Raw genomic sequence first — 19,858 nt, forward strand, 5'->3', positions numbered from 1 at the left:
ATGAGGTTAAATGCGCAAAACATGATAATGCCCCTGATTGCGCAACGTTTTTTTCACTAAAATAGCGTTTTTTGGCTGGAGGCATAATGGCGTTATTCAACAGCGCGCATGGCGGTAATATTCGGGAAGCCGCGACGGTGTTGGGCATCTCGCCTGACCAGTTACTGGATTTTAGCGCAAACATTAATCCGCTGGGTATGCCTGTCAGCGTGAAACGCGCGCTTATCGACAATCTGGACTGCATTGAGCGCTACCCGGACGCCGATTATTTTCATTTGCACCAGGCGCTGGCGCGTCATCATCAGGTGCCGGCATCGTGGATACTGGCGGGAAATGGCGAGACGGAGTCAATCTTTACCGTGGCGAGCGGTCTTAAACCGCGTCGTGCAATGATTGTCACGCCAGGTTTCGCGGAGTATGGCCGGGCGCTGGCGCAAAGTGGCTGTGAAATTCGTCGCTGGTCTCTACGCGAAGCGGATGGCTGGCAGCTTACCGATGCCATTCTTGAGGCGTTGACGCCCGATCTGGACTGCCTGTTTCTGTGTACGCCTAATAATCCTACCGGCCTGCTGCCGGAGCGGCCGTTATTACAGGCCATTGCCGATCGCTGCAAATCGCTGAACATTAACCTGATCCTGGATGAAGCGTTTATCGATTTTATTCCGCATGAGACGGGCTTTATTCCTGCTCTTAAAGATAATCCGCATATCTGGGTGCTGCGTTCGCTGACCAAATTTTATGCCATTCCCGGCCTGCGGTTGGGATATCTCGTCAATAGCGATGACGCGGCGATGGCGCGGATGCGTCGCCAACAAATGCCGTGGTCGGTTAACGCGCTGGCGGCGCTTGCCGGTGAGGTAGCGTTACAGGATAGCGCCTGGCAACAGGCGACCTGGCATTGGTTACGGGAGGAGGGCGCCCGGTTTTATCAGGCGCTTTGTCAGCTCCCCCTGCTGACGGTTTATCCCGGGCGGGCAAACTATCTGTTGTTACGCTGTGAGCGAGAGGATATTGATCTGCAGCGACGGTTGCTGACGCAGCGGATTTTAATCCGTAGCTGCGCTAACTACCCGGGGCTGGACAGCCGCTATTATCGTGTGGCGATACGCAGCGCTGCGCAAAACGAGCGTCTGCTGGCGGCGCTGCGCAATGTGCTTACCGGTATAGCCCCTGCTGATTGATGTAGTTCAGCACGTTTTCCGGCAACAGATCGTCGCAGGATTCGCCTTTTTCCAGCCGTTCGCGGATGAGGGTTGCGGAGATATTAAGCCAGGGCGTTTCCGCCAGGTAAATTTTACCGGCTGGCAACTGGTGCAGATCGTCCGGCGTATGGGTCAGATGCTGTTCCAGCCACTGCTGGTGTTGCGCCTGCGTCATTTCAAGGGGGTAGCCGGGACGACGACAAACGATCAGGTGAGTGTTATCAAGGATGGTGTCGTAATCATGCCAGGTGGGGAAGTTAAGCAGCGAGTCCTGGCCGATAATAAACGCCAGCGGCGCTTCGGGGCCCTGTTCTTCGCGCCATGCTTTCAGCGTTTGCGCAGTGTAAGAGGGCGCGTTTCGCTGTAGCTCGCGTTCATCCAGCGTAAAAAGCGGCTTATCGGCGATAGCCAGCTCCAGCATATATTTACGCTGCGCGCTGGAGGCTTCCGGCTGGGGGCGATGCGGCGGCACATTGTTAGGCATAATAATCACCCGCGATAAGCCGATCAGATTCGCCAGCGTTTCAACAGGTTTAAGATGTCCATAATGCACCGGATCAAAGGTGCCGCCGAATAAAGCCTGTAACGATTTCATATCACCCATCAATAAATACGTCTGCCAGCGCCTTATGGCAGAGCAGGAGCGACAGCCCTTCAAGATCTGCCCATACCGACTGACCATAATCCTGTTTGAGCGTAATTTCTGTACGCGTCAGTAACTGCACGGCCTGGCGAAGCTGCGCAGGATGGAGACGCTGCAACGCGTCGCCGATCATGGGGCGACGGTTTTGCCAGACCCGGTGTTTATCAAACAGCGCGCGTAACGGCGTATGCGCGGACTGACGTTTGAGATTTACCAGTAGCAGCAGCTCTCGCTGGAGGGTGCGCAGCAGAATAACCGGTTCGCTGCCTTCAAGGCGTAGCTGTTGCAGAATGTGCAGCGCGCGTTTGCTTTTCCCCATCAGTAACGCATCCACCCAGTGGAAAGGGGTAAAGTGGGCGGCGTCATTGACGGCCTGCTCCACGCGAGGAAGCGTTAACTTACCGTCAGGCCAAAGCAGCGACAGTCGTTCCAGCGCCTGCGCCAGCGCCAACAGATTGCCCTCATAGCAATAGCACAGCAGTTGGTTCGCGGCGTCATCCAGTTGCAAATTCTGTGCTTTCGCTCTGGCGGCCACCCAGCGGGGAAGCTGCGCCTGCTCCGGCGTCTGACAACTGACCTGAACGCTACGGTCTGCCAGCGCGGTATACCAGGCGGCGTTTTCCTGCGCTTTGGTGAGCTTGTTTCCGCGTACTATTAATAACAGGTCGTCATGCAGCAGCTCGCTCAGGGTGGCGAGTTGCTCATTCATTGCCGCGTTAGGCCCGTTTTCCGGCAGTTGCAGCACCAGCGTTTGACGGCTGGCGAACAGACTCATCGCCTGGCAGAGTGAGAAAAGCGATCCCCAGTCGGTACTGGGATCGAGAGTAAAAGCGTGGTGCTCTTCGAAGCCTTGCGACGCAGCCGCCAGACGAATAGCGTCCTGACTTTCCTGCAGCAGCAGCGGATCGTTGCCCAATAGCAGATATGCCGCACGCAGCCCTTCATTGAGCTGCGCGCGGAGTTGTTCAGGATACAACCTGATCATTAGTTACTCAGCGTAGTGGAGACGCGTGCTGGCGTAGAGGCGGGCGCCGCCGTCTCATTGTCGGCGGTAGCCTCCTCTTTCGTCGCCTGAATATCCGCCGCGCGGACGCTGGTCAGCTTACGAATCAGCTGTTCAGCGGCTTTGTCGTACATCTCCTGAACGATCATGGCCTGCTCGTTATCCTTCGCCAACGCCATCTGCGGGTTATCGAAGAACGAACGGTACACTTTCGTGCTGATAGGATAGATGTCATGGCCCGGAATCAATACCGAGGCATTGACGGTCATCACCATCTGATATTCCGCCGTCTGGCCGTCCTGGAACACTGACGCCGTATCCTGCAAAATAGTCACCGTTCCAAGCCGCAGAGACGGAACGTCTTTGCGCGTTGTGTCTTTATCAAGCAGGTTTACGTTATTCAGCCGTAACTGATTACGTACCGCACGACTTAGCGGACCGTTCGGATCGCCGGAATCGAGGATCATCGTTTTCATTGAAGCCGGAACCTGCGTAGTGCTACGCAGATGCCAGCCGCATCCGGCGGTGACCAGCACCGCCAGAGATAACAACAGTGTTACCAGATATCGCACGCTTCCTCCCGCGCTTAGCCAACAACCAGATTGAGGAGTTTACCCGGAACGTAAATCACTTTACGCACGGTAACGCCATCAAGATATTTTGCCACCAGATGTTCCTGGCCTGCACGTTCACGCACCTGTTCTTCGGTAGCATCCACCGGTACGGTGATTTTCCCGCGAACTTTACCGTTAACCTGCACGACAACCAGCGTGGTGTTTTCCACCATTGCCTGCTCGTCGGCTACCGGCCACGGCGCGTTGTCGATATCACCTTCGCCGCCCAGCTCCTGCCACAAGGTAAAGCAGACGTGCGGCGTGAACGGGTTAAGCATACGCACGACGGCCTGCAGCGCTTCCTGAAGCAGTGCGCGGTCTTGTTCGCCTTCCTGCGGGGCTTTCGCCAGTTTGTTCATCAACTCCATGATCGCCGCAATGGCGGTGTTGAACGTCTGACGGCGGCCGATATCATCGGTCACTTTGGCAATGGTTTTATGCACATCGCGACGCAGCGCTTTTTGATCTTCGCTCAGCGCATCGACGTTCAGCGCCGCGACAGGACCTTTAGCGGTGTGTTCGTAAACCAGCTTCCAGACGCGTTTAATAAAGCGGTTTGCGCCTTCTACGCCGGACTCCTGCCATTCCAGAGTCATATCCGCCGGAGAAGCGAACATCATAAACAGGCGTACCGTGTCCGCGCCATAACGTTCAACCATTACCTGCGGGTCGATACCGTTATTTTTCGACTTGGACATTTTACTCATGCCAGTGTAGACCAGCTCATGACCCGCTGCGTCTTTTGCTTTGACAATGCGGCCTTTTTCATCGCGCTCGACGATAGCGTCAACTGGCGAAACCCAGTTACGTTCGCCGTTCTCGCCGACATAATAGAACGCATCCGCCAGTACCATGCCCTGGCACAGCAACTGTTTAGCCGGCTCGTCAGAGGTGACCATGCCCGCATCGCGCATCAGCTTATGGAAGAAGCGGAAGTAGAGCAGGTGCATGATGGCATGTTCAATACCGCCGATGTAGATGTCGACCGGCAGCCAGTAGTTTGCCGCTTTCGAATCCAGCATTCCTTCCTGATACTGCGGGCAGGTGTAACGCGCGTAGTACCATGACGATTCCATAAAGGTGTCGAAGGTGTCGGTTTCACGCAGCGCCGGCATACCGTTAACGGTGGTTTTCGCCCACTCAGGATCGGCTTTAATCGGGCTGGTGATGCCGTCCATGACGACATCTTCCGGCAGAATAACCGGCAGTTGATCTTCCGGCGTCGGCAGCACGGTGCCGTCTTCCAGGGTGACCATCGGGATCGGCGCGCCCCAGTAACGCTGACGGGAAACGCCCCAGTCACGCAGACGATAGTTCACTTTACGTTCGCCGACGCCTTTTTCCGCCAGTTTATCGGCAATGGCGTTAAACGCCGCTTCAAAGGCCAGGCCGTCGAACTCGCCGGAGTTAAACAGCACGCCTTTTTCGGTCAGCGCCTGTTCGGAAAGATCCGGCTCGGAACCGTCGGCGGCCAGAATCACCGGCTTGATGGTCAAACCGTATTTGGAGGCAAATTCGTAGTCGCGCTGATCGTGACCCGGAACGGCCATCACCGCGCCAGTGCCGTACTCCATCAGGACAAAGTTTGCCGCCCAGACCGGGATCTCTTCGCCAGTTAACGGATGAATCGCTTTATAGCCGGTGTCGACGCCTTTTTTCTCCATGGTCGCCATTTCGGCTTCGGCCACTTTGGTGTTACGGCATTCGTCGATGAACGCCGCCAGTTCGGCGTTGTTCGCCGCCGCTTTTTGCGCCAGCGGATGACCGGCGGCCACCGCCAGGTAAGTGGCGCCCATAAAGGTATCTGGACGGGTGGTATAGACGGTCAGGGTGTTATCGTAACCCTTCACATCGAAGGTGATTTCCACGCCTTCAGAGCGGCCAATCCAGTTGCGCTGCATCGTTTTTACGGTATCAGGCCAGTGGTCCAGCTTATCCAGATCGCGCAACAGCTCGTCTGCGTAAGCGGTGATTTTGATAAACCACTGTGGGATCTCTTTACGCTCAACTTTGGTGTCGCAGCGCCAGCAGCAGCCGTCGATCACCTGTTCGTTGGCGAGAACGGTCTGATCGTTCGGGCACCAGTTAACGGCAGAAGTCTTCTTGTACACCAGGCCTTTTTTATACAGCTCGGTGAAGAACTTCTGTTCCCAACGGTAGTATTCCGGGGTGCAGGTCGCGATTTCACGGCTCCAGTCATAGCCAAAACCCAGCGTTTTTAGCTGGTTTTTCATATACGCGATGTTGTCGTACGTCCACGGCGCCGGCGCGGTGTTGTTCTTCACCGCCGCGCCTTCCGCCGGCAGGCCGAAGGCGTCCCAGCCGATTGGCTGCAGCACGTTTTTGCCCAGCATACGCTGGTAGCGGGCAACCACGTCGCCGATGGTGTAGTTACGTACGTGGCCCATGTGTAGTCGGCCAGAAGGATAGGGAAGCATCGACAGGCAGTAATACTTCTCTTTGCTCTCGTCTTCGGTCACTTCAAATGTGCGCTTCTCATCCCAGTGAAGCTGTACTTTGGATTCTATCTCTTCCGGGCGGTATTGCTCTTGCATGGCAGCCAGTAGTCCTGTTTTCGATACAGCTACAAATGTAGCTTTAGAGGTGGTGTTTAGATCCGCATAGCATAGCCCAAACACGCACGTCAAAACAGGGGGTAGAACATTTGTCGCGCCAGGCGTCCGTGAGGAGGTGACGCAAAATGCGACACGACTGAGGCAAATTACCGCAGTTCCTGTCACCGCCAGATCGGCCCATAAAAATAAAGTCATATAAACCATGTAGTTAAAAAATGGCACGCCTTTTGATTAGGGAAGACAGGACTAAAGCAAAGGAGTTAATCGTGAAAAAAAATGCAGTGGTGATTCACCCTCAGGATTGCGTCGCGACGGCTATTACGGCGCTCAAGGCTGGCGAAACCGCCACAATGTTCATTGGCGAACGCGAGATAAGCGTTGTGTTACATCAGGATGTGCCATTTGGCCACAAATTCGCCATCTGCGATGTGCCTTTTCATGGCGAAGTTTATAAATATGGCGAATCCATTGGCCGCGCCACTCAGGAAATAAAAAGTGGCGACTATGTGCACGTCCACAATGTGGAAAGTGAACGCGGACGTGGTGACTGGAAATAATATAAAACAAGGGAAAATGATTATGAGCAATGAGACTTTTTTGGGTTTCCGCCGCCCTGACGGCCGTTTTGGCATCCGTAATTATGTACTGATTTTACCTACCAGCGTTTGTGCGAATAAAGTCGCCCAGGATATTGCCCGGCAGGTAAAAGGCGCGACATGGGTGAATAACGATTTTGGCTGCTGCCAGGTGGCAGGAGATGCGCGTCTGACGGAAAAGACATTGATTAATGTGGCGAATAATCCCAACGTCGGCGCTATTGTGGTTGTGGGCTTAGGCTGTGAAGGCGCGGAGCCGCTGCGCATCGCAGAAGAGATTACCGCATTTGGCAAACCGACCTCCTGCATTACCATTCAGGAAGAGGGCGGCACGCTTAAATGTCAGGCTCGGGGGATTTCGCTGGCCCGCGATTATGCGCAACAACTCTCCATGCAAAAACCGCAGCAAGCACCGGTTAGCGAGCTGCTGCTGGCGATGGAGTGCGGCGGGTCAGATACGACATCGGGGCTGGCGTCTAACCCTTCCTGCGGGGTCGCCTCGGATAAGCTGATACGCTGCGGCGGAAGCTCAATTCTTTCTGAAACGACGGAATTTATTGGCGCCGAGCATGTGATGGCGAAACGCGCGGTGACGCCGGAGGTTGGTCAACAGCTTATTGATTTAGTGGTCGGCTGCGAGGCGCGAGCAAAAGCGCTGGGCGAGGATATTCGCGGGGGACAGCCGACGCCGGGCAATATTAAAGGCGGGTTGACTACCATTGAAGAAAAATCGTTAGGCTGTATGCATAAAGCGGGTCATGCGCCGTTACAGGGCGTACTGGAATATGCCGATAGCCCAACGCATCCGGGCCTGTGGATTATGGATACCCCGGGGCAGGATATTGAATCTATTTCCGGCATGGTGGCGGGGGGAGCGCAGATCGTTATTTTTACTACCGGTCGCGGAACGCCTGCCGGTAACCCAATAGCGCCGGTAATAAAAATTACGGGTAATAAAGCAACGTGGGAAATGATGCAGGACAATATTGATATTGATGTGTCCGCCATTATGTCTGGCGAGGCTTCTATTACGCAAATGGGCGAGGAAATTTATCAGGAAATTTTACGCGTCGCGAATGGGAAAACGACTAAATCAGAAGATTTAGGTCATAACGAATTCTCTATTTATAAGATCGCGCCGACGTTCTGATACCAAATCGGGCAGCACAAGCTGTCCGGTTATCTCCTGGGAATAAGCTATGAAAATTAAAAAAACACTGGAACGTTTTCCTGGTGGTATGATGGTTGTACCGCTAATCATCGGCGCATTGTTTAAAACTTTTGCGCCGGAGGCGCTGGAAATAGGCGGTTTTGTCACTTCTATTTCGCATGGCGCAATGGCGATTTTAGGCATGTTTTTAGTCTGTATGGGCGCGGATATCCAGTTTAAAGCCGCGCCGAAAGCGCTGAAAAAAGGCGCTGCGATCACCTTTGCGAAATTTGCCAGCGGCGTGATTATTGGCATTCTGGTCGGAAAATTTTGCGGCCCGGATGGGTTATTAGGTCTGTCGGCTTTAGCGATTATTTCGGCGATGACCAACTCGAACAGTGGGTTATATGCCGCGTTGGTGGGGGAGTACGGCGATGAAACCGACGGCGGCGCGATTGCGGTAATATCGTTGAACGATGGTCCCTTTTTCACCATGCTGGCGTTAGGATCGGCAGGCATGGTGTCGATACCCTTTATGAATCTGGTGGCGGTTATTATTCCCATTATCATTGGCATGATTTTGGGTAATCTGGATGAGGACATGCGCAAGTTTCTTAAACAGGGCAGCGTGGTAACGATTCCCTTTTTTGCCTTTGGGTTAGGATACGGTATTGATTTCGCAAGACTTATCACGGCAGGTTCTTCAGGCATTTTACTGGGACTCATGACGGTGGCGATTGGCGGATTTTTTAATATTTTCGCCGATCGTCTGACGGGAGGCAGCGGCGTGGCAGGCGCGGCGGTCTCCACCACCTCTGGCAACGCCGTCGCGACGCCAGCGGCAATCGCGCTGCTCGATCCGCATTTTACCGACCTGGCGTCGACGGCGGCGGCGCAGGTGGCGGCCTCGACGATTATTACCGCTCTGTGCGCCCCCTTCCTGACCGTATGGATAAAAAAACGCTACGATCGTAAACTGAACCCAGCCGCCGCAGGCGGTTAGCGTTTCGGCGGAAAATAAATCACGACGGGCGGTCTCGCCCGTTCATAAACCAACAGGATGGTGAGTGATGAATAAGACGAAAGATATAGCCGCATCTCCTCTCTGTTTTGTCTCTCCTTACCCTCAACTGGCAAAGGCTGCCGAGGCGCTGGTCGCGCAGTTGGATTACGCCGTCACTATTCATCAAACGACGCTTAATCGTATCCTGGATGAGCTACCTTTATTAGAGTCCCGTGGGCACCAGGTACTGATTAGTCGTGGCGGATGTGCGGAAATATTAAAAAAGCACAGTAAATTACCGGTAGTCGAAATTAAAATGTCCGGCTACGACATTCTTGATGCGCTTATCCCTTTTAAAGGACAAAAAGGCACTGTCGGTATTGTCGGCTTTTCCAGTGTGATCAAAGGATGCGCGCGCGTAGCGGAACAGTTAAATATTAACTATAAAATTTTTACCTTACAGGGAAATGATAAAGAAACGATTTCTTGCCTGAAGCGGCAATTAGCGTCCACGCCATTAGATTGCATTGTTGGCGATACCGTTTGTCAGGATTATTTTTCACCGCTGGGCTCGCAATTCCGTTTACTTGATTCCAGCCCCGCCTCAATAACCGAAGCTCTGGAAGAAGCCCGCTCATTATATCTGGCTTTTCGCAGCCAATTACTCGAGCGTCATCATCTGCAGCTGATTCTCGATCAGTTTGATAAAGCTGTTATCACGCTTGATGATACCGGCGCGTTACTGCATTACAATAAATATGCGAGCCAACTTTTTAAAATTAACGCCTCCGGTGAGATTTATGACGCATCTTTCCTGAAACAGGTATTGCACCAGGAGCGGCATACATTACGTGAGGGAAAAACCGTCAGCGCGAAAGTCGTCGATACGCCGCAAGGCGCGATGGTAGTTAATCTGTATCCGGTATTTGCGGCCAGACAGTTAAGCCGGGTAGTGTTGACGATGCAAACCGTCTCCAGTTTACAGGGGGCGGAACATCATGTTCGCCGCCAGGAACTGTCTCGCCGCGGCTTGAGCGCCCGCTATCATTTCGACGATCTGCTTACCGAAAACCCGGAAATGCTGCGTCGTCTGGCGATCATTAAAAATTATGCCGGTACGGACGCGACTATCTTAATTAATGGCGAAAGCGGGACGGGAAAAGAGGTGCTGGCGCAAAGTATTCATAATGCCAGCCAACGCGTCAACGGCCCGTTTGTCGCCATTAACTGCGGCGCGATGGCCCCTCAGATTCTGGAGAGCGAACTCTTTGGCTATGTCGCCGGCGCATTTACCGGCGCGTCGCCGAAAGGCAAAATAGGCCTGTTTGAATTAGCGCACCACGGTACCATTTTTCTGGATGAGATTAGCGAGCTGGATAAACCGCTACAGACGCGCTTATTACGGGTATTGCAGGAGCGGCAGATTATGCGGCTGGGCTCAGACCAGATGATACCTGTTGATATTCGCGTGATTGCGGCGACCAATCAGACGTTAACGAAGCTCATTGCGGACGGGACATTTCGCGAAGATCTTTACTATCGGCTTAACGTATTAAAAGTGACCACCATCCCGCTACGCAAACGTCCGGAGGATATCAAAGCCATCGGCCTGTCGCTGCTTACTAGTTTCAGCCAGCATTATAAACGCCCGGCACTAACGTTAACCCCGGCGCTGTGGCAAGAGCTTCAGCGCTTCGCCTGGCCCGGAAACGTCAGGCAGTTAAGCAATATTATCGAACGGCTGGTACTCTCTATTGATCACTCCCCGGCAACGCTGGATGAGGGTCGCCTCTTGCTGGACGATCTGGAAGAGGGGAGCCGACGCGAGCCAACTACCTGCCACGACTGCCAGATGCTGGCTGGCGATTATAAAACGATTCGCCTGCGTATTTTGAGAAAATTATTAGAGGCGGAAAGGGATAATAAATCGTTAGTGGCGAAACGGTTAAATGTCGATCGTACCTCGCTGACGCGCTGGATACGCGAGTCGGCCTGACAAGAATTTACAGACTCTGTGGGCAGCCTTGCAAAGCGTAACGCAAATAACGTCTATTATTATAGGCAGTTAACGATCCAAGAGGTGAAGTGATGAACAAGGTTGCTCAATATTACCGTGAACTGGTGGCCTCATTAAGCGAGCGTTTACGCAATGGCGAGCGCGACATTGATGCGCTGGTGGAGCAGGCGCGCCAGCGCGTGATGCAAACAGGGGAGTTAACGCGGACCGAGGTGGACGAACTGACGCGCGCTGTCAGACGCGATCTGGAAGAGTTCGCCATGAGCTACGAAGAGAGCCAGGACGATAGCGTCTTCTTACGGGTGATTAAAGAGAGTCTCTGGCAGGAATTGGCGGACATTACCGACAAAACCCAGCTGGAATGGCGTGAAGTCTTCCAGGATTTGAATCACCACGGCGTGTATCACAGTGGCGAAGTGGTGGGATTGGGGAATCTGGTGTGCGAGAAATGCCACTATCATCTGGCGGTTTACACGCCGGATGTGTTGCCGCTCTGCCCGAAGTGTGGCCACGATCAGTTCCAGCGCAGGCCGTTTGAGCCGTAAGGTTCATTATCGTGAGCGGACGGTTGCCGTCCGCCATGTTAAGCGTGCAGTTGGGCTTCCAGTTTGCGGATCTCTTCATCGACGTTCCATTTGCCCGTGGGCTGTGCTTTTTTGAACCAGTAGAGCGCTTGTTGTAGGTCTTGTGCGGTACCGTGTCCATCTCTGTACATGCATCCGAGGTTGTACCAGCCCGATGAATTGTTACATTCTGCTGATTTGTGGAACCATTCCAGTGCTAGCGAATAATTTTGCTCGACGCCATGACCGCATTTGTACATCCAGCCGATACTGTTATAGGCATCATCGTCACCCTGGTCTGCCGCTTTTCGAAACCAGTATATTGCCTGCTGGTAATCTTGTTTGATACCTTTTCCGATGTAATAACAATAGCCCATCTGATATTGCGAGTAGCTGCTCTCTTGTAGCGCGCTCTTCTTGTACCAAAGGGCGGCAAGGGATAAATTTTTCCGACATCCTTTCCCATTGCCATACATATACGCCAGTCTTTCCTGGCTGGCGCAATGGCCTTGTAATGCTGCCTGTTTAAACCAGTAGAGTGCCTGTGTATCATTTTGCTCTACGCCAGTTCCTGAATGATACATTCTCCCGAGATTATATTGCGCAAGGTTGTGGCTCTGTTCTGCTCCTTTGCGATACCAGGCAACGGCCTGGGCATAATCTGGCGCCATCCCGGTTTCTCCTTCCTGAACCCAGCCTAATGTGTTGAAAGCGTGGCGGTGTCCTTGCTGTGCGGCTTTTTCTGACCAGAATAAAGCCAGCGTATTATCTTTCATGTCGGTAGGCGTGTCTTTGTATCGTAAGCCGAGCCAATATTGTGCCTCGCAGTGTCCTTGTTCAGCTGCCTGCTGCAACCAATAAAAAGAGAGCTTATCCTCTTCGCTGCCATCTATACGTTCGTCATTATATAAACGGCCTAATATATATTGAGCTTCACTATTTCCTGACTGCGCCAGTTCGGTTAATTGTGCTAAAGATACGTTGTCGCAGGGATGACTGGTTATGGAATGATTCATTTTTTAATTTATCCCGCCATTGTTTTTTAGATTAATAATATATTGCGATTTGGCTTTGTTGTACTCTATTTTAGTTTTCAATTGCGTTTTTATTTGTGGTGTGAATATATTTTGGCGATTTATTATGGATAAAGAATCACAATATTTACTCTTTGCACTTTCCTCGCCGATGGAAGTATTGAACGAGGACTGTTTACCTTCACATTCGTCACCGAAAATGTATTTAGGTGTAAAACGTTTCGATCTTGAATCGTCGTGGGGTATTGAAAATCGCGATGAACTGCTTCAGACCATTTCCCGCAGGACGGATGACGGTCATGCCACACAACTGGAATGGCTATATCGCCGCTGGTTTAGGTATGCGCCGCAGGAGTGGCAGGAGTATACCGACGCGCTGGACGAGGGAGATCGCATTTATGCCCGATTCGTCGCTGATACCGCCGTGTGTTGCGGCGAAGGTGGTATTCGCAGTTGGGATTATGTGCGGATGGGATTTCTCTGCCGCATGGGCGTGCTCAATGAATGGCTGACGGAAGAGGAGAGCCTGTGGCTGCAGTCGCGGATACAGCTTCGCGCGCTCAGCTATTATTCCGGCTGGTTGCCGTACTTCAGCGCTTATTACACCGGGCGTTTGTACTGGCAGTTACGGAATGGCGATAACCTACCGCTGCTACGCGAGACATTCGCCCGTAAGGAGTTTGATGACGCGGGGCGACGTATGATGAATAAACTGATCGCCGGGAAGGACAGTTTTTACGCCACGCTGCCGTGGCGCTACCTGCCCCATTACCCTGAATGCCCGGACACGCTTCAGGAGGTGAGCGATCTATGAAAACCTGTTGGCAAGTCCTTGGCATTGAGGCCACCACGGATACCGACGCCATTCGTCAGGCTTATCTGGCGCTGCTGCCGTCATTTCATCCGGAAACCGATCCGCAGGGTTTTAAGCAATTGCGAGAAGCCTATGAGAATGCATTGCAGGGGACAACATCGCCCGCCATTACGGTGGTTGATGAGGATCCCGATACCCCGTGGGTGAATTATCTCAGGGAGATATTCGGTGATTTGCTGGCGGATGGCGAACGGCGCTTTCAGCCGCAGGCATGGCAGGAGTTTATCCAACAGATCAATAAATTATCGATTTCACAGGTCGAAAAATCGCGCTGGTGGCTGTGCGCTATCGCGATGAAGACCTTTCCTATTTCGTACTCGTGTCTGAAACTGCTGTCAGATCGCCTGGCCTGGGAACAGGGGAGTGATAATCGAGATGTCGATGCCGAGGAGGTGGAGGATCTTTTGTTTGAAATCCGCCGTGGCGACCTGTTTGATTATTCGCTATTGCTGCATTTGCCAGTGGCGGTACAAAACCAGACCATTGCTTTTTATGATGCCCTGGACAACACCTTTTTCGAGCATCCTCTCTATTTCGCCCAACTTATGGCCCAGCACGGCCCGTGGATTATCCCGGACAATCTACGCTTTCAACGACGTCTGTTACGCTGGTTCAGCACCTTGCACTGGGGTATTGCGGAGCTGCTGCCTGTCGCACTGGCATGGCAGGAAGCCGAACCCGATAACGCAACGCCGGGTTATTACTACTTAGCCCAGCGCGTATTTTGCGGTGAAGGCGATAGCCTGCTGCCAGAACTTTACGCGCAGTGGTGGGCGCATCCTTCTACCCAGCTTGACGATCTGTTGCTGCGCTGGTGCCGTCAGCATCGACCGGACTTTTTCCCGCTGCTGGTGATGGCGGTTGAGGGGCGTGAGCAGGTGGATATTAACGCTGAACAGCTGCTGTATATTCCCGGCTCAAGCGCTCGTTCCTGCTTGCTGTGGGCCGAGGCGCTGCACAGCGGCGCATTATCGCCGCTAAGCGAAAGTTTTATTGCGCGGCGTTTGAATTATGGCGCGCCAGCGGTGAGTGAGGCGCATAGCCAGCATCCATACTGGCTGTTGTATCAGGTGGCGGATAGCCTGGCGTGCGCCGAGGAGCCGTCAGCGGCATTGTTACAGAGTCTGGTAACGAAGCTTGATGCGCCGGATATCTGCCCGTTGGAAGCGCTGGTTATTCGCGGGTTGCTGGGGCGGGCTGCGGCTGTCGCCACACCGTGTGAAGCTGTAGTCGCAGATGAAGAACCGGTGACGACGGTGACTTCGCCGAGTACGGAGGAATCTGGCGGCGGCTTTGGCCTCTGGCAGGTGATTAAAATCATTTTATTTATTGGCGTTGTCGGCCATGTATTACGCCAGTTTATGCATTAGGGATATCGAATATGGACAAGGAAGAACAATATTTACTTTTTGCGCTCTCCACGCCGATGGAGGTGCTATATATCGGCAATGAGCCTTCGCATACCTCTCCAGCAATGTATACCGGAATTCCTGCTGTCGATCTCTCCGATTCATGGGGGATTGATAACCGTGAAGATCTTATTCAAACCATCTATCGGATGACGGACGATGGTCATGCGGCAGATTTGGCTCCCTTTTATATCCGCTGGTTTACGCTATCTCCTCGTCAATGGCGCGAATTTACCGCGCAGTTTGGCGAGCAGGGCCAGATTTATGCGCGATTTGTTGCCGAAACCGCACTATGCTGCGGGCGCGGAGGCATTAAAGCCTGGGACTATGTGCGTATGGGGTTTTTATGCCGGATGGGGGTGTTGAATCAATGGCTGACGGAAGAGGAAAGCCTGTGGCTGCAATCGCGTATCTATGCGCGGGCGTACTATTTTTACGACGGTTGGACGCAATATTTTGCCGCCTATTCGTTGGGTCGGCTGTACTGGCAGGCTAAAGGGGACACCATACAGGCATATTTCGCTCACCTAAAGTACGACGCTTCAGGCGCGCGGATGTTTAATGAACTGGCCTCTACGACAGAGAGTTATTATGCGCAGCTACCGTGGCGTCCGCTCAACGAACAACCGACATGCCCGGAAACGCTTAAAGGAGTGAGCGATTTATGAATATCTGTTGGGAAATCCTGGGCATTGAACCTACCACCGATCTGGAATGTATCCGTCAGGCTTATCTTGCCCTGTTGCCCTCATTCCACCCTGAGAGCGATCCGCAGGGTTTTAAGCGATTGCGCCAGGCCTATGAAGAAGCGCAGCACTGGGCCGCCTCGCCTGCGGAGGACGCAAAAATGGAAGAGGTGGGCGACGAACATGAAATACTGGTGGCGTTCAGGGAATTGCTGGCATCAGAGCGCGATCGCTTTCAGCCCTCGGCATGGCAGAAATTTATTCAGCAATTGAACCAGTGTTCAATGGATGAGATAGATAAGCTGCGCTGGCAGTTGTGCGACATCGCCATGAAAACGGAAACGATCTCGCTGTCTTGCCTGGCATTGTTGGCGCAGCGTCTGAACTGGCAGCCGCAGGAAGCAGAAGATGATGCTGATGGAGAAGAGCTGGAAGCATTTCTGGAGACCGTAAAGCGGGGCGATGCGTTTGATCTGCTAAGTCTGGCCAAATTGCCTCTTGTTGTTCAAGACCAAACTGACGCCTACTTTTTTAAGCTTGAGCATATCTGGCGCTTTTATCCCGAACATTTTGCCGACGCTCTACAGGTTCAGGGCGCCTGGATAATTCCCGATGATAAACAGCTGCATCGTAAACTATTACACTGGTTTAGCGCCGAGCAGTGGGGCATGGCGGAACTGGTCGATATTGCTCGTCGCTGGCAGGCCGCGGAGCCGGATAACGAAGATGCGCACTATTACCTGTGCAAACAGCGTTTGCTCTGCGGTGAAGGGGAAAGCCTGTTGGCCGACCTTTGCGATTTCTGGCAGCGTTATCCCTCCACGCAGGCGGACGACCTGTTGCTGGGCTGGTGCCGCCAGCATCGGCCTGATTTCTTCCCGCTGGCGGTGATGGCGGTCGAAGCGCGCTGTATGGCGGATGCCGAATATGTCCCCGGTGAAAGCGCGCGCACGCGTTTACTGTGGGCCGACATTTTGCACAGCGGTAGGTTATCACCGCTGGGGCGTTCATTTGTTGACTCCCTGTTTTATAAGCGAAAAGCGATGGCGTGGGCAAATTCACGGCTGAGTACCCAGGGGGAACCCGAAACGCCGCTGTTGGATCTGTACCGGACGGCGGAGCAGGTGGTGCTGGAAGCGTTTCCCAAAGAAAAGCCCTTTTTTCGCCTGCTGATCCGGCTGGAGGAGGGGCAATCCTGTCCGCTGGAGGCGCTGATAACGCAGGCATTGTCATCTAAAATCGCCATGAAGCCAGGCGATATTCGTGACAAAAAGGAGCTGGCGGAAGAGCTCAGGCTGGCGGCTGAGAAAGAAGAGACAAAATTGTCTTCTGAAGCGAAAACCGAAGCACCCCGTCAGGCGGAATCTGGCGGGGTGATGAAAATCATGAAGATTGTCGGTTTGATCGCGTTGATTGTCTGCGCGTTAAATCGATTCTTCCATTTTTTCTGAACAGGGGTAGTGAAAGCGCCGTTACGGCGCTTTCGGCTCGTCAATACCCAGATATTCACAGGCGCGACGGCGTACGTCATCGACACGCTGCATATCATTAGACAGCAGGGCCGCGTCGAAATCGGTAATAATCTCCCCCAGCATTTCGCGCTCATCGCCTAACGCGCGTGACCACTGCTCCTCTAACTGTGCTTTAAACGTCCGGTTAATCAGCATATCGCGGGGATAAATTTTCAGCGCCAGCAGCCGCTCGCGGCTGGCGTCGATTTGCTGCGTCGTCAGTGAGGTGGCATTGTGACTGATGATTCTGGATTCACTCTTGCCGTCTTCCAGCAGCACGTCAACTTCCAGCAGACCATTAATATCGTAGCTAAAACGAATATCAATGGCCTGAATGTGCCCGTTCGGCTTCAGCATGACGTCAAAAGAATCAATCAGGATATTATTTTTCACCTTATGGCTTTCGCCCTGGTATACCCTGACGCAAATAGAGTCCTGCTCAGGGTGCATGGTGGAGTACGTTTCCACTTTTGACACCGGAACGGTGGTATTGCGTTCAATGATGGGCGAGAAAATACCAGGCACTCCCTGTCGGTTGACTTCCACGCCCAGCGAGTAGGGGCAGATATCCGTGAGGATCACCTCTTCAACGTCTTCATGGCGCAGGCGACAGGCGGCCTGAGTTGCGGCGCCAAGCGCCACGATGGTGCTGGGATCGTAACTTTGATAGGGCAATTTACCGAATAAGCGCACCGCGATGCGTTGCACCAGCGGCATCTGTGACGCGCCGCCGACCAGCACCAGGCTGTCAATTTGCTCCGGTTTGAGTCGGGAGTCGCGCAGCGCCTGCTCAATGGGCGTGCGCAGCCGGTTGAGCAACGGTAGCCACAGGGCTTCCAGCTCATCGTCATAAAACGTGCTTTCCAGAACGCTCTCCTGATAAAGCCAGCTCATGCGCAGCGGGGAGCTGCTGGCGCATTTTGCGGCTTCAACACAGGCATACAGCGCAGCCAGATCGCTATCCGTCAGCGCTGATTTATCGAGGTTCCAGCGTTTCAGCACTTCATCAAGCAACAAATGCGTGAAATCTTCGCCGCCGAGGTAGTTATCGCCAGCGGAGGCGTGAACTTCGATAATCGGCGTAGCGTATTCCAGAACGGTCACATCAAAGGTTCCGCCCCCCAGATCGAAAACCAGCGAACGGCTATTTTGCTGCGTATGCAGGCCATAAGCCATTGCCGCCGCCGTGGGTTCATTGATCAAGCGCACGGCGTTTAACCCCGCAAGCTCAGCGGCAAGGCGTGTATGCTTACGCTGCTCATCGCTGAAATAAGCCGGAACCGAGATCACGACATCCTTGATTGGCTGCTGAAGGTAGTCTTCCGCATCTTCTTTCAGCGAGCGTAAAACCAGCGAAGATAATTCCGGCGCATTAAACGACTCTTCACCCAAATGCCAGTGAGTATTACTGCCCATTGCGCGTTTAAATAAGGCAGCGGTTTTATCTGGATGAGATGTTTTACGGGCTGCGGCAGGTTTTCCCACCAGAATTTGTTTATTTTCATCCATACTAATTATGGATGGTGTTAAATATTCACCAAATTTATTAGGTATTAATTGTGCGGCTCCGTCTTGCCAGACGGCGATTAAACTATTAGTGGTGCCGAGATCGATACCAATCGCTAACGTTGCATTATCCATTGCGTTTAATTTATCGGGAAAGAGAGTTTATAGAATAAAGAACACCACCCTCTGGCGTGGTGATCTTTATCAATGTCACGCCTGGCGAAAGTATTCATCCATAATGTTCGTCAACTCCGGGCGCTCGCCGTCATCATTGATGGCGAAATCGAGGAAAAAAGCATCGGCCTGTGGCGTGCGTTTCTGGGCCAGTAAACGAAACGCCAGCGGGTAGTGGCAAGCATAACCGGGTGCGCGAGTCAGAAAACGGACAAAATCAATCAACAAGGGAGAATGGGTATAAAACAGCGCGCGTAACAGTACGGCGGGAAATCCCTCTTCGGTGATCCCTTGCGCCATGATTTTGTTGAGGCCGGCTTCGCTCAAATCGCCTGCGGCAATAATATCTGCGCAGGCCGCAAGATCGGGATAATGCGTTGCGCAGTTAGCCAATGCGTTCGGCCAGTTGACGCGGGTATAACGTTCGTCATGGCGAGTAAAGTAATCCTCCCAAAGGGATGGCGGTAGTTTTTCGTACTGTATTTTCAGGGGGATGCGGCGCTGAAACTGGGCTTCTTCCAGGCGCTCGCCGTCATAAAATCGCAGGCATTGCTGTCGCGTCTCGTAGCATGTCATCGCCACCGGCTGGCTGATGACCCAGGTCTTCACGGGCCGGCCTTCCAGCGCGGCGGCGGTGGCTTTATGGTGACCATCAAGCAGGACGCAAAGCCAGCTGTCATTCATATACCAGGCCAGCGCGTGGCTCTCTGGCTTATCGCGATAATACCCGGCGCGTTGTGGGTTAAATCGCGATGGGGGCTGGCCTGGCAGTAAAAAACAGGGTTCGCCGGACTGGTAGTGATAGTCCACGTCAGCAATCCACTGCCCTGTGGTCGCGGGATTCGGTTGTTTTTCGTTACCCACCGCCCAGAAAAAATGTCCGTTGCCATCTGTGGGATAAAGTTCGCGTTCCTCCAGTCGGTAATAGCCATCGGCAAAGAGTGAAAACAGCGGCGTCAGGGCGGTAAATGCTTCGTTCAACCCGACTCCTGGCTGATTCCACTCGGCAAGTGAGGATAAAAACTCCGCGGCGCCTTCATCATCATTGCTAAAACCGGCATAAACAAATTCTGCGCAGGTCGGGCACCAGGCTTCAGTGTAAAAACGAATCAGCGGCGAGCCATGCCAGGAAAGCGTATGAATACCGGCGTCAGAGTCGGGATCGTGGATAACGCTGGGACGAAGCAATGCTTTTCCGTTACGTACTGAAAACGTAATATGGGCTACATCGTGCTGTAGCAGGCTGATTTCAGGTCTATTGTTACGCCAAAACATCGCTGTTCATCCCTGGATTCTA

Annotated in this window: 17 protein-coding genes and 14 other annotated features; of the genes, 10 read left to right on the plus strand and 7 right to left on the minus strand. The window is 53.1% G+C overall.

Annotated features, from left to right (window positions below; translation table 11 throughout):
* The first annotated feature begins 79 nt into the window (after nucleotides 1–79).
* Nucleotides 80–85, plus strand: a ribosome-binding site (putative RBS for cobD; RegulonDB:STMS1H000968).
* Nucleotides 80–1,181, plus strand: a protein-coding gene (cobD, locus tag STM0644; RefSeq protein ID NP_459636.1) for a putative aminotransferase in cobalamin synthesis. Within the gene, nucleotides 87–1,181 belong to an annotated coding region; the region does not span the whole gene. (Overlaps the previous feature by 6 nt.)
* On the opposite strand, the gene nadD is transcribed toward cobD, so the two are convergent.
* The 4 genes from nadD to leuS all read right to left on the minus strand — a co-directional run bounded on the left by nadD (nucleotide 1,156) and on the right by leuS (nucleotide 6,034).
* Nucleotides 1,156–1,806, minus strand: a protein-coding gene (gene nadD / locus STM0645; protein ID NP_459637.1) for a putative nicotinic acid mononucleotide adenylyltransferase. Within the gene, nucleotides 1,156–1,797 belong to an annotated coding region; the region does not span the whole gene. The genes cobD and nadD overlap by 26 nt on opposite strands.
* Nucleotides 1,799–2,830 (minus strand): DNA polymerase III, delta subunit, encoded by a 1,032-nt coding sequence (gene holA, locus STM0646; RefSeq protein ID NP_459638.1) that lies wholly within the window; start codon nucleotides 2,828–2,830, stop codon nucleotides 1,799–1,801. The genes nadD and holA overlap by 8 nt, the downstream gene beginning before the upstream one ends.
* Nucleotides 1,801–1,806: a ribosome-binding site (putative RBS for nadD; RegulonDB:STMS1H000969), on the minus strand. Its footprint overlaps the gene before it by 6 nt.
* Nucleotides 2,830–3,428 (minus strand): a minor lipoprotein gene (gene rlpB / locus STM0647; protein ID NP_459639.1). Within the gene, nucleotides 2,830–3,420 belong to an annotated coding region; the region does not span the whole gene. Before rlpB ends, holA begins: the two co-directional genes overlap by 1 nt.
* Nucleotides 3,423–3,428: a ribosome-binding site (putative RBS for rlpB; RegulonDB:STMS1H000970), on the minus strand. Its footprint overlaps the gene before it by 6 nt.
* Before the next feature lie 6 nt (nucleotides 3,429–3,434).
* The gene (gene leuS, locus STM0648; RefSeq protein NP_459640.1) for a leucine tRNA synthetase occupies nucleotides 3,435–6,034 on the minus strand. Within the gene, nucleotides 3,435–6,017 belong to an annotated coding region; the region does not span the whole gene.
* Nucleotides 6,029–6,034: a ribosome-binding site (putative RBS for leuS; RegulonDB:STMS1H000971), on the minus strand. Its footprint overlaps the gene before it by 6 nt.
* A gap of 219 nt (nucleotides 6,035–6,253) precedes the next feature.
* Between leuS and STM0649 the strand changes: the two genes are divergently transcribed.
* From STM0649 to ybeL, 5 genes are all read left to right on the plus strand, one after another.
* The gene (locus STM0649) at nucleotides 6,254–6,595 is read left to right on the plus strand and encodes a putative hydrolase N-terminus (protein NP_447100.1); all 342 of its coding nucleotides are present in this window, start codon (nucleotides 6,254–6,256) and stop codon (nucleotides 6,593–6,595) included.
* 11 nt (nucleotides 6,596–6,606) lie between these two features.
* Nucleotides 6,607–6,612, plus strand: a ribosome-binding site (putative RBS for STM0650; RegulonDB:STMS1H000972).
* Nucleotides 6,607–7,784 (plus strand): putative hydrolase C-terminus gene (locus STM0650; protein ID NP_447101.1). Within the gene, nucleotides 6,612–7,784 belong to an annotated coding region; the region does not span the whole gene. It overlaps the preceding feature by 6 nt.
* 44 nt (nucleotides 7,785–7,828) lie before the next feature.
* Nucleotides 7,829–7,834 (plus strand) — a ribosome-binding site (putative RBS for STM0651; RegulonDB:STMS1H000973).
* The gene (locus STM0651; protein ID NP_459643.1) for a putative permease occupies nucleotides 7,829–8,787 on the plus strand. Within the gene, nucleotides 7,834–8,787 belong to an annotated coding region; the region does not span the whole gene. Its footprint overlaps the feature before it by 6 nt.
* A 60-nt stretch (nucleotides 8,788–8,847) precedes the next feature.
* Nucleotides 8,848–8,853, plus strand: a ribosome-binding site (putative RBS for STM0652; RegulonDB:STMS1H000974).
* Nucleotides 8,848–10,783, plus strand: a protein-coding gene (locus STM0652; protein ID NP_459644.1) for a putative sigma-54 dependent transcriptional regulator. Within the gene, nucleotides 8,855–10,783 belong to an annotated coding region; the region does not span the whole gene. (Overlaps the previous feature by 6 nt.)
* An 81-nt stretch (nucleotides 10,784–10,864) precedes the next feature.
* Nucleotides 10,865–10,870, plus strand: a ribosome-binding site (putative RBS for ybeL; RegulonDB:STMS1H000975).
* Nucleotides 10,865–11,349, plus strand: a protein-coding gene (ybeL, locus tag STM0653) for a putative cytoplasmic protein (protein NP_459645.1). Within the gene, nucleotides 10,876–11,349 belong to an annotated coding region; the region does not span the whole gene. (Overlaps the previous feature by 6 nt.)
* 38 nt (nucleotides 11,350–11,387) lie before the next feature.
* Here the strand turns inward: ybeL and ybeQ are convergent.
* The gene (gene ybeQ / locus STM0654; RefSeq protein ID NP_459646.1) for a putative TPR repeat protein occupies nucleotides 11,388–12,403 on the minus strand. Within the gene, nucleotides 11,388–12,383 belong to an annotated coding region; the region does not span the whole gene.
* Nucleotides 12,398–12,403: a ribosome-binding site (putative RBS for ybeQ; RegulonDB:STMS1H000976), on the minus strand. It overlaps the preceding gene by 6 nt.
* 91 nt (nucleotides 12,404–12,494) lie before the next feature.
* Nucleotides 12,495–12,500: a ribosome-binding site (putative RBS for ybeR; RegulonDB:STMS1H000977), on the plus strand.
* Here ybeQ and ybeR point away from each other — a divergent pair.
* The 4 genes from ybeR (at nucleotide 12,495) to ybeV (ending at nucleotide 16,821) form a co-directional block, all read left to right on the plus strand.
* Nucleotides 12,495–13,215, plus strand: a protein-coding gene (gene ybeR, locus STM0655) for a putative cytoplasmic protein (protein NP_459647.1). Within the gene, nucleotides 12,508–13,215 belong to an annotated coding region; the region does not span the whole gene. Its footprint overlaps the feature before it by 6 nt.
* Nucleotides 13,204–13,209 (plus strand) — a ribosome-binding site (putative RBS for ybeS; RegulonDB:STMS1H000978). Its footprint overlaps the gene before it by 6 nt.
* Nucleotides 13,204–14,645, plus strand: a protein-coding gene (ybeS, locus tag STM0656) for a putative molecular chaperone, DnaJ family (RefSeq protein NP_459648.1). Within the gene, nucleotides 13,212–14,645 belong to an annotated coding region; the region does not span the whole gene. Before ybeR ends, ybeS begins: the two co-directional genes overlap by 12 nt.
* Nucleotides 14,643–14,648, plus strand: a ribosome-binding site (putative RBS for ybeU; RegulonDB:STMS1H000979). It overlaps the preceding gene by 3 nt.
* The gene (ybeU, locus tag STM0657; RefSeq protein NP_459649.1) for a putative cytoplasmic protein occupies nucleotides 14,643–15,352 on the plus strand. Within the gene, nucleotides 14,657–15,352 belong to an annotated coding region; the region does not span the whole gene. It overlaps the preceding feature by 6 nt. The genes ybeS and ybeU overlap by 3 nt, the downstream gene beginning before the upstream one ends.
* Nucleotides 15,333–15,338 (plus strand) — a ribosome-binding site (putative RBS for ybeV; RegulonDB:STMS1H000980). Its footprint overlaps the gene before it by 6 nt.
* Nucleotides 15,333–16,821 (plus strand): putative molecular chaperone, DnaJ family gene (ybeV, locus tag STM0658; protein NP_459650.1). Within the gene, nucleotides 15,349–16,821 belong to an annotated coding region; the region does not span the whole gene. Before ybeU ends, ybeV begins: the two co-directional genes overlap by 20 nt.
* Nucleotides 16,822–16,842: 21 nt before the next feature.
* Here ybeV and hscC read toward each other — a convergent pair.
* Both hscC and STM0660 read right to left on the minus strand, forming a co-directional pair.
* A complete protein-coding gene (gene hscC, locus STM0659) occupies nucleotides 16,843–18,522 on the minus strand; it encodes a putative heatshock protein, homolog of hsp70 in Hsc66 subfamily (RefSeq protein NP_459651.1) in 1,680 nt (559 codons plus the stop codon).
* Nucleotides 18,523–18,597: 75 nt separating this feature from the next.
* The gene (locus STM0660; RefSeq protein NP_459652.1) for a putative cytoplasmic protein occupies nucleotides 18,598–19,842 on the minus strand. Within the gene, nucleotides 18,598–19,836 belong to an annotated coding region; the region does not span the whole gene.
* Nucleotides 19,837–19,842, minus strand: a ribosome-binding site (putative RBS for STM0660; RegulonDB:STMS1H000981). (Overlaps the previous gene by 6 nt.)
* Nucleotides 19,843–19,858: the final 16 nt, after the last annotated feature.

Origin of the sequence: Salmonella enterica subsp. enterica serovar Typhimurium str. LT2, assembly GCF_000006945.2 — a bacterium.
Lineage (GTDB): Bacteria > Pseudomonadota > Gammaproteobacteria > Enterobacterales > Enterobacteriaceae > Salmonella > Salmonella enterica.

What these genes read in the sequence shown, in the direction of transcription:
- cobD (NP_459636.1), top strand. Translation starts at nt 87, where the DNA reads ATGGCGTTATTCAACAGCGCGCATGGCGGTAATATTCGGGAAGCCGCG.
- holA (NP_459638.1), bottom strand. Translation starts at nt 2,830, where the DNA reads ATGATCAGGTTGTATCCTGAACAACTCCGCGCGCAGCTCAATGAAGGG.
- STM0649 (NP_447100.1), top strand. Translation starts at nt 6,254, where the DNA reads ATGGCACGCCTTTTGATTAGGGAAGACAGGACTAAAGCAAAGGAGTTA.
- STM0651 (NP_459643.1), top strand. Translation starts at nt 7,834, where the DNA reads ATGAAAATTAAAAAAACACTGGAACGTTTTCCTGGTGGTATGATGGTT.
- ybeL (NP_459645.1), top strand. Translation starts at nt 10,876, where the DNA reads ATGAACAAGGTTGCTCAATATTACCGTGAACTGGTGGCCTCATTAAGC.
- leuS (NP_459640.1), bottom strand. Translation starts at nt 6,017, where the DNA reads ATGCAAGAGCAATACCGCCCGGAAGAGATAGAATCCAAAGTACAGCTT.
- hscC (NP_459651.1), bottom strand. Translation starts at nt 18,522, where the DNA reads ATGGATAATGCAACGTTAGCGATTGGTATCGATCTCGGCACCACTAAT.
- ybeS (NP_459648.1), top strand. Translation starts at nt 13,212, where the DNA reads ATGAAAACCTGTTGGCAAGTCCTTGGCATTGAGGCCACCACGGATACC.
- STM0660 (NP_459652.1), bottom strand. Translation starts at nt 19,836, where the DNA reads ATGTTTTGGCGTAACAATAGACCTGAAATCAGCCTGCTACAGCACGAT.
- ybeV (NP_459650.1), top strand. Translation starts at nt 15,349, where the DNA reads ATGAATATCTGTTGGGAAATCCTGGGCATTGAACCTACCACCGATCTG.
- STM0652 (NP_459644.1), top strand. Translation starts at nt 8,855, where the DNA reads ATGAATAAGACGAAAGATATAGCCGCATCTCCTCTCTGTTTTGTCTCT.
- nadD (NP_459637.1), bottom strand. Translation starts at nt 1,797, where the DNA reads ATGAAATCGTTACAGGCTTTATTCGGCGGCACCTTTGATCCGGTGCAT.
- ybeR (NP_459647.1), top strand. Translation starts at nt 12,508, where the DNA reads ATGGATAAAGAATCACAATATTTACTCTTTGCACTTTCCTCGCCGATG.
- STM0650 (NP_447101.1), top strand. Translation starts at nt 6,612, where the DNA reads ATGATTATGAGCAATGAGACTTTTTTGGGTTTCCGCCGCCCTGACGGC.
- ybeQ (NP_459646.1), bottom strand. Translation starts at nt 12,383, where the DNA reads ATGAATCATTCCATAACCAGTCATCCCTGCGACAACGTATCTTTAGCA.
- ybeU (NP_459649.1), top strand. Translation starts at nt 14,657, where the DNA reads ATGGACAAGGAAGAACAATATTTACTTTTTGCGCTCTCCACGCCGATG.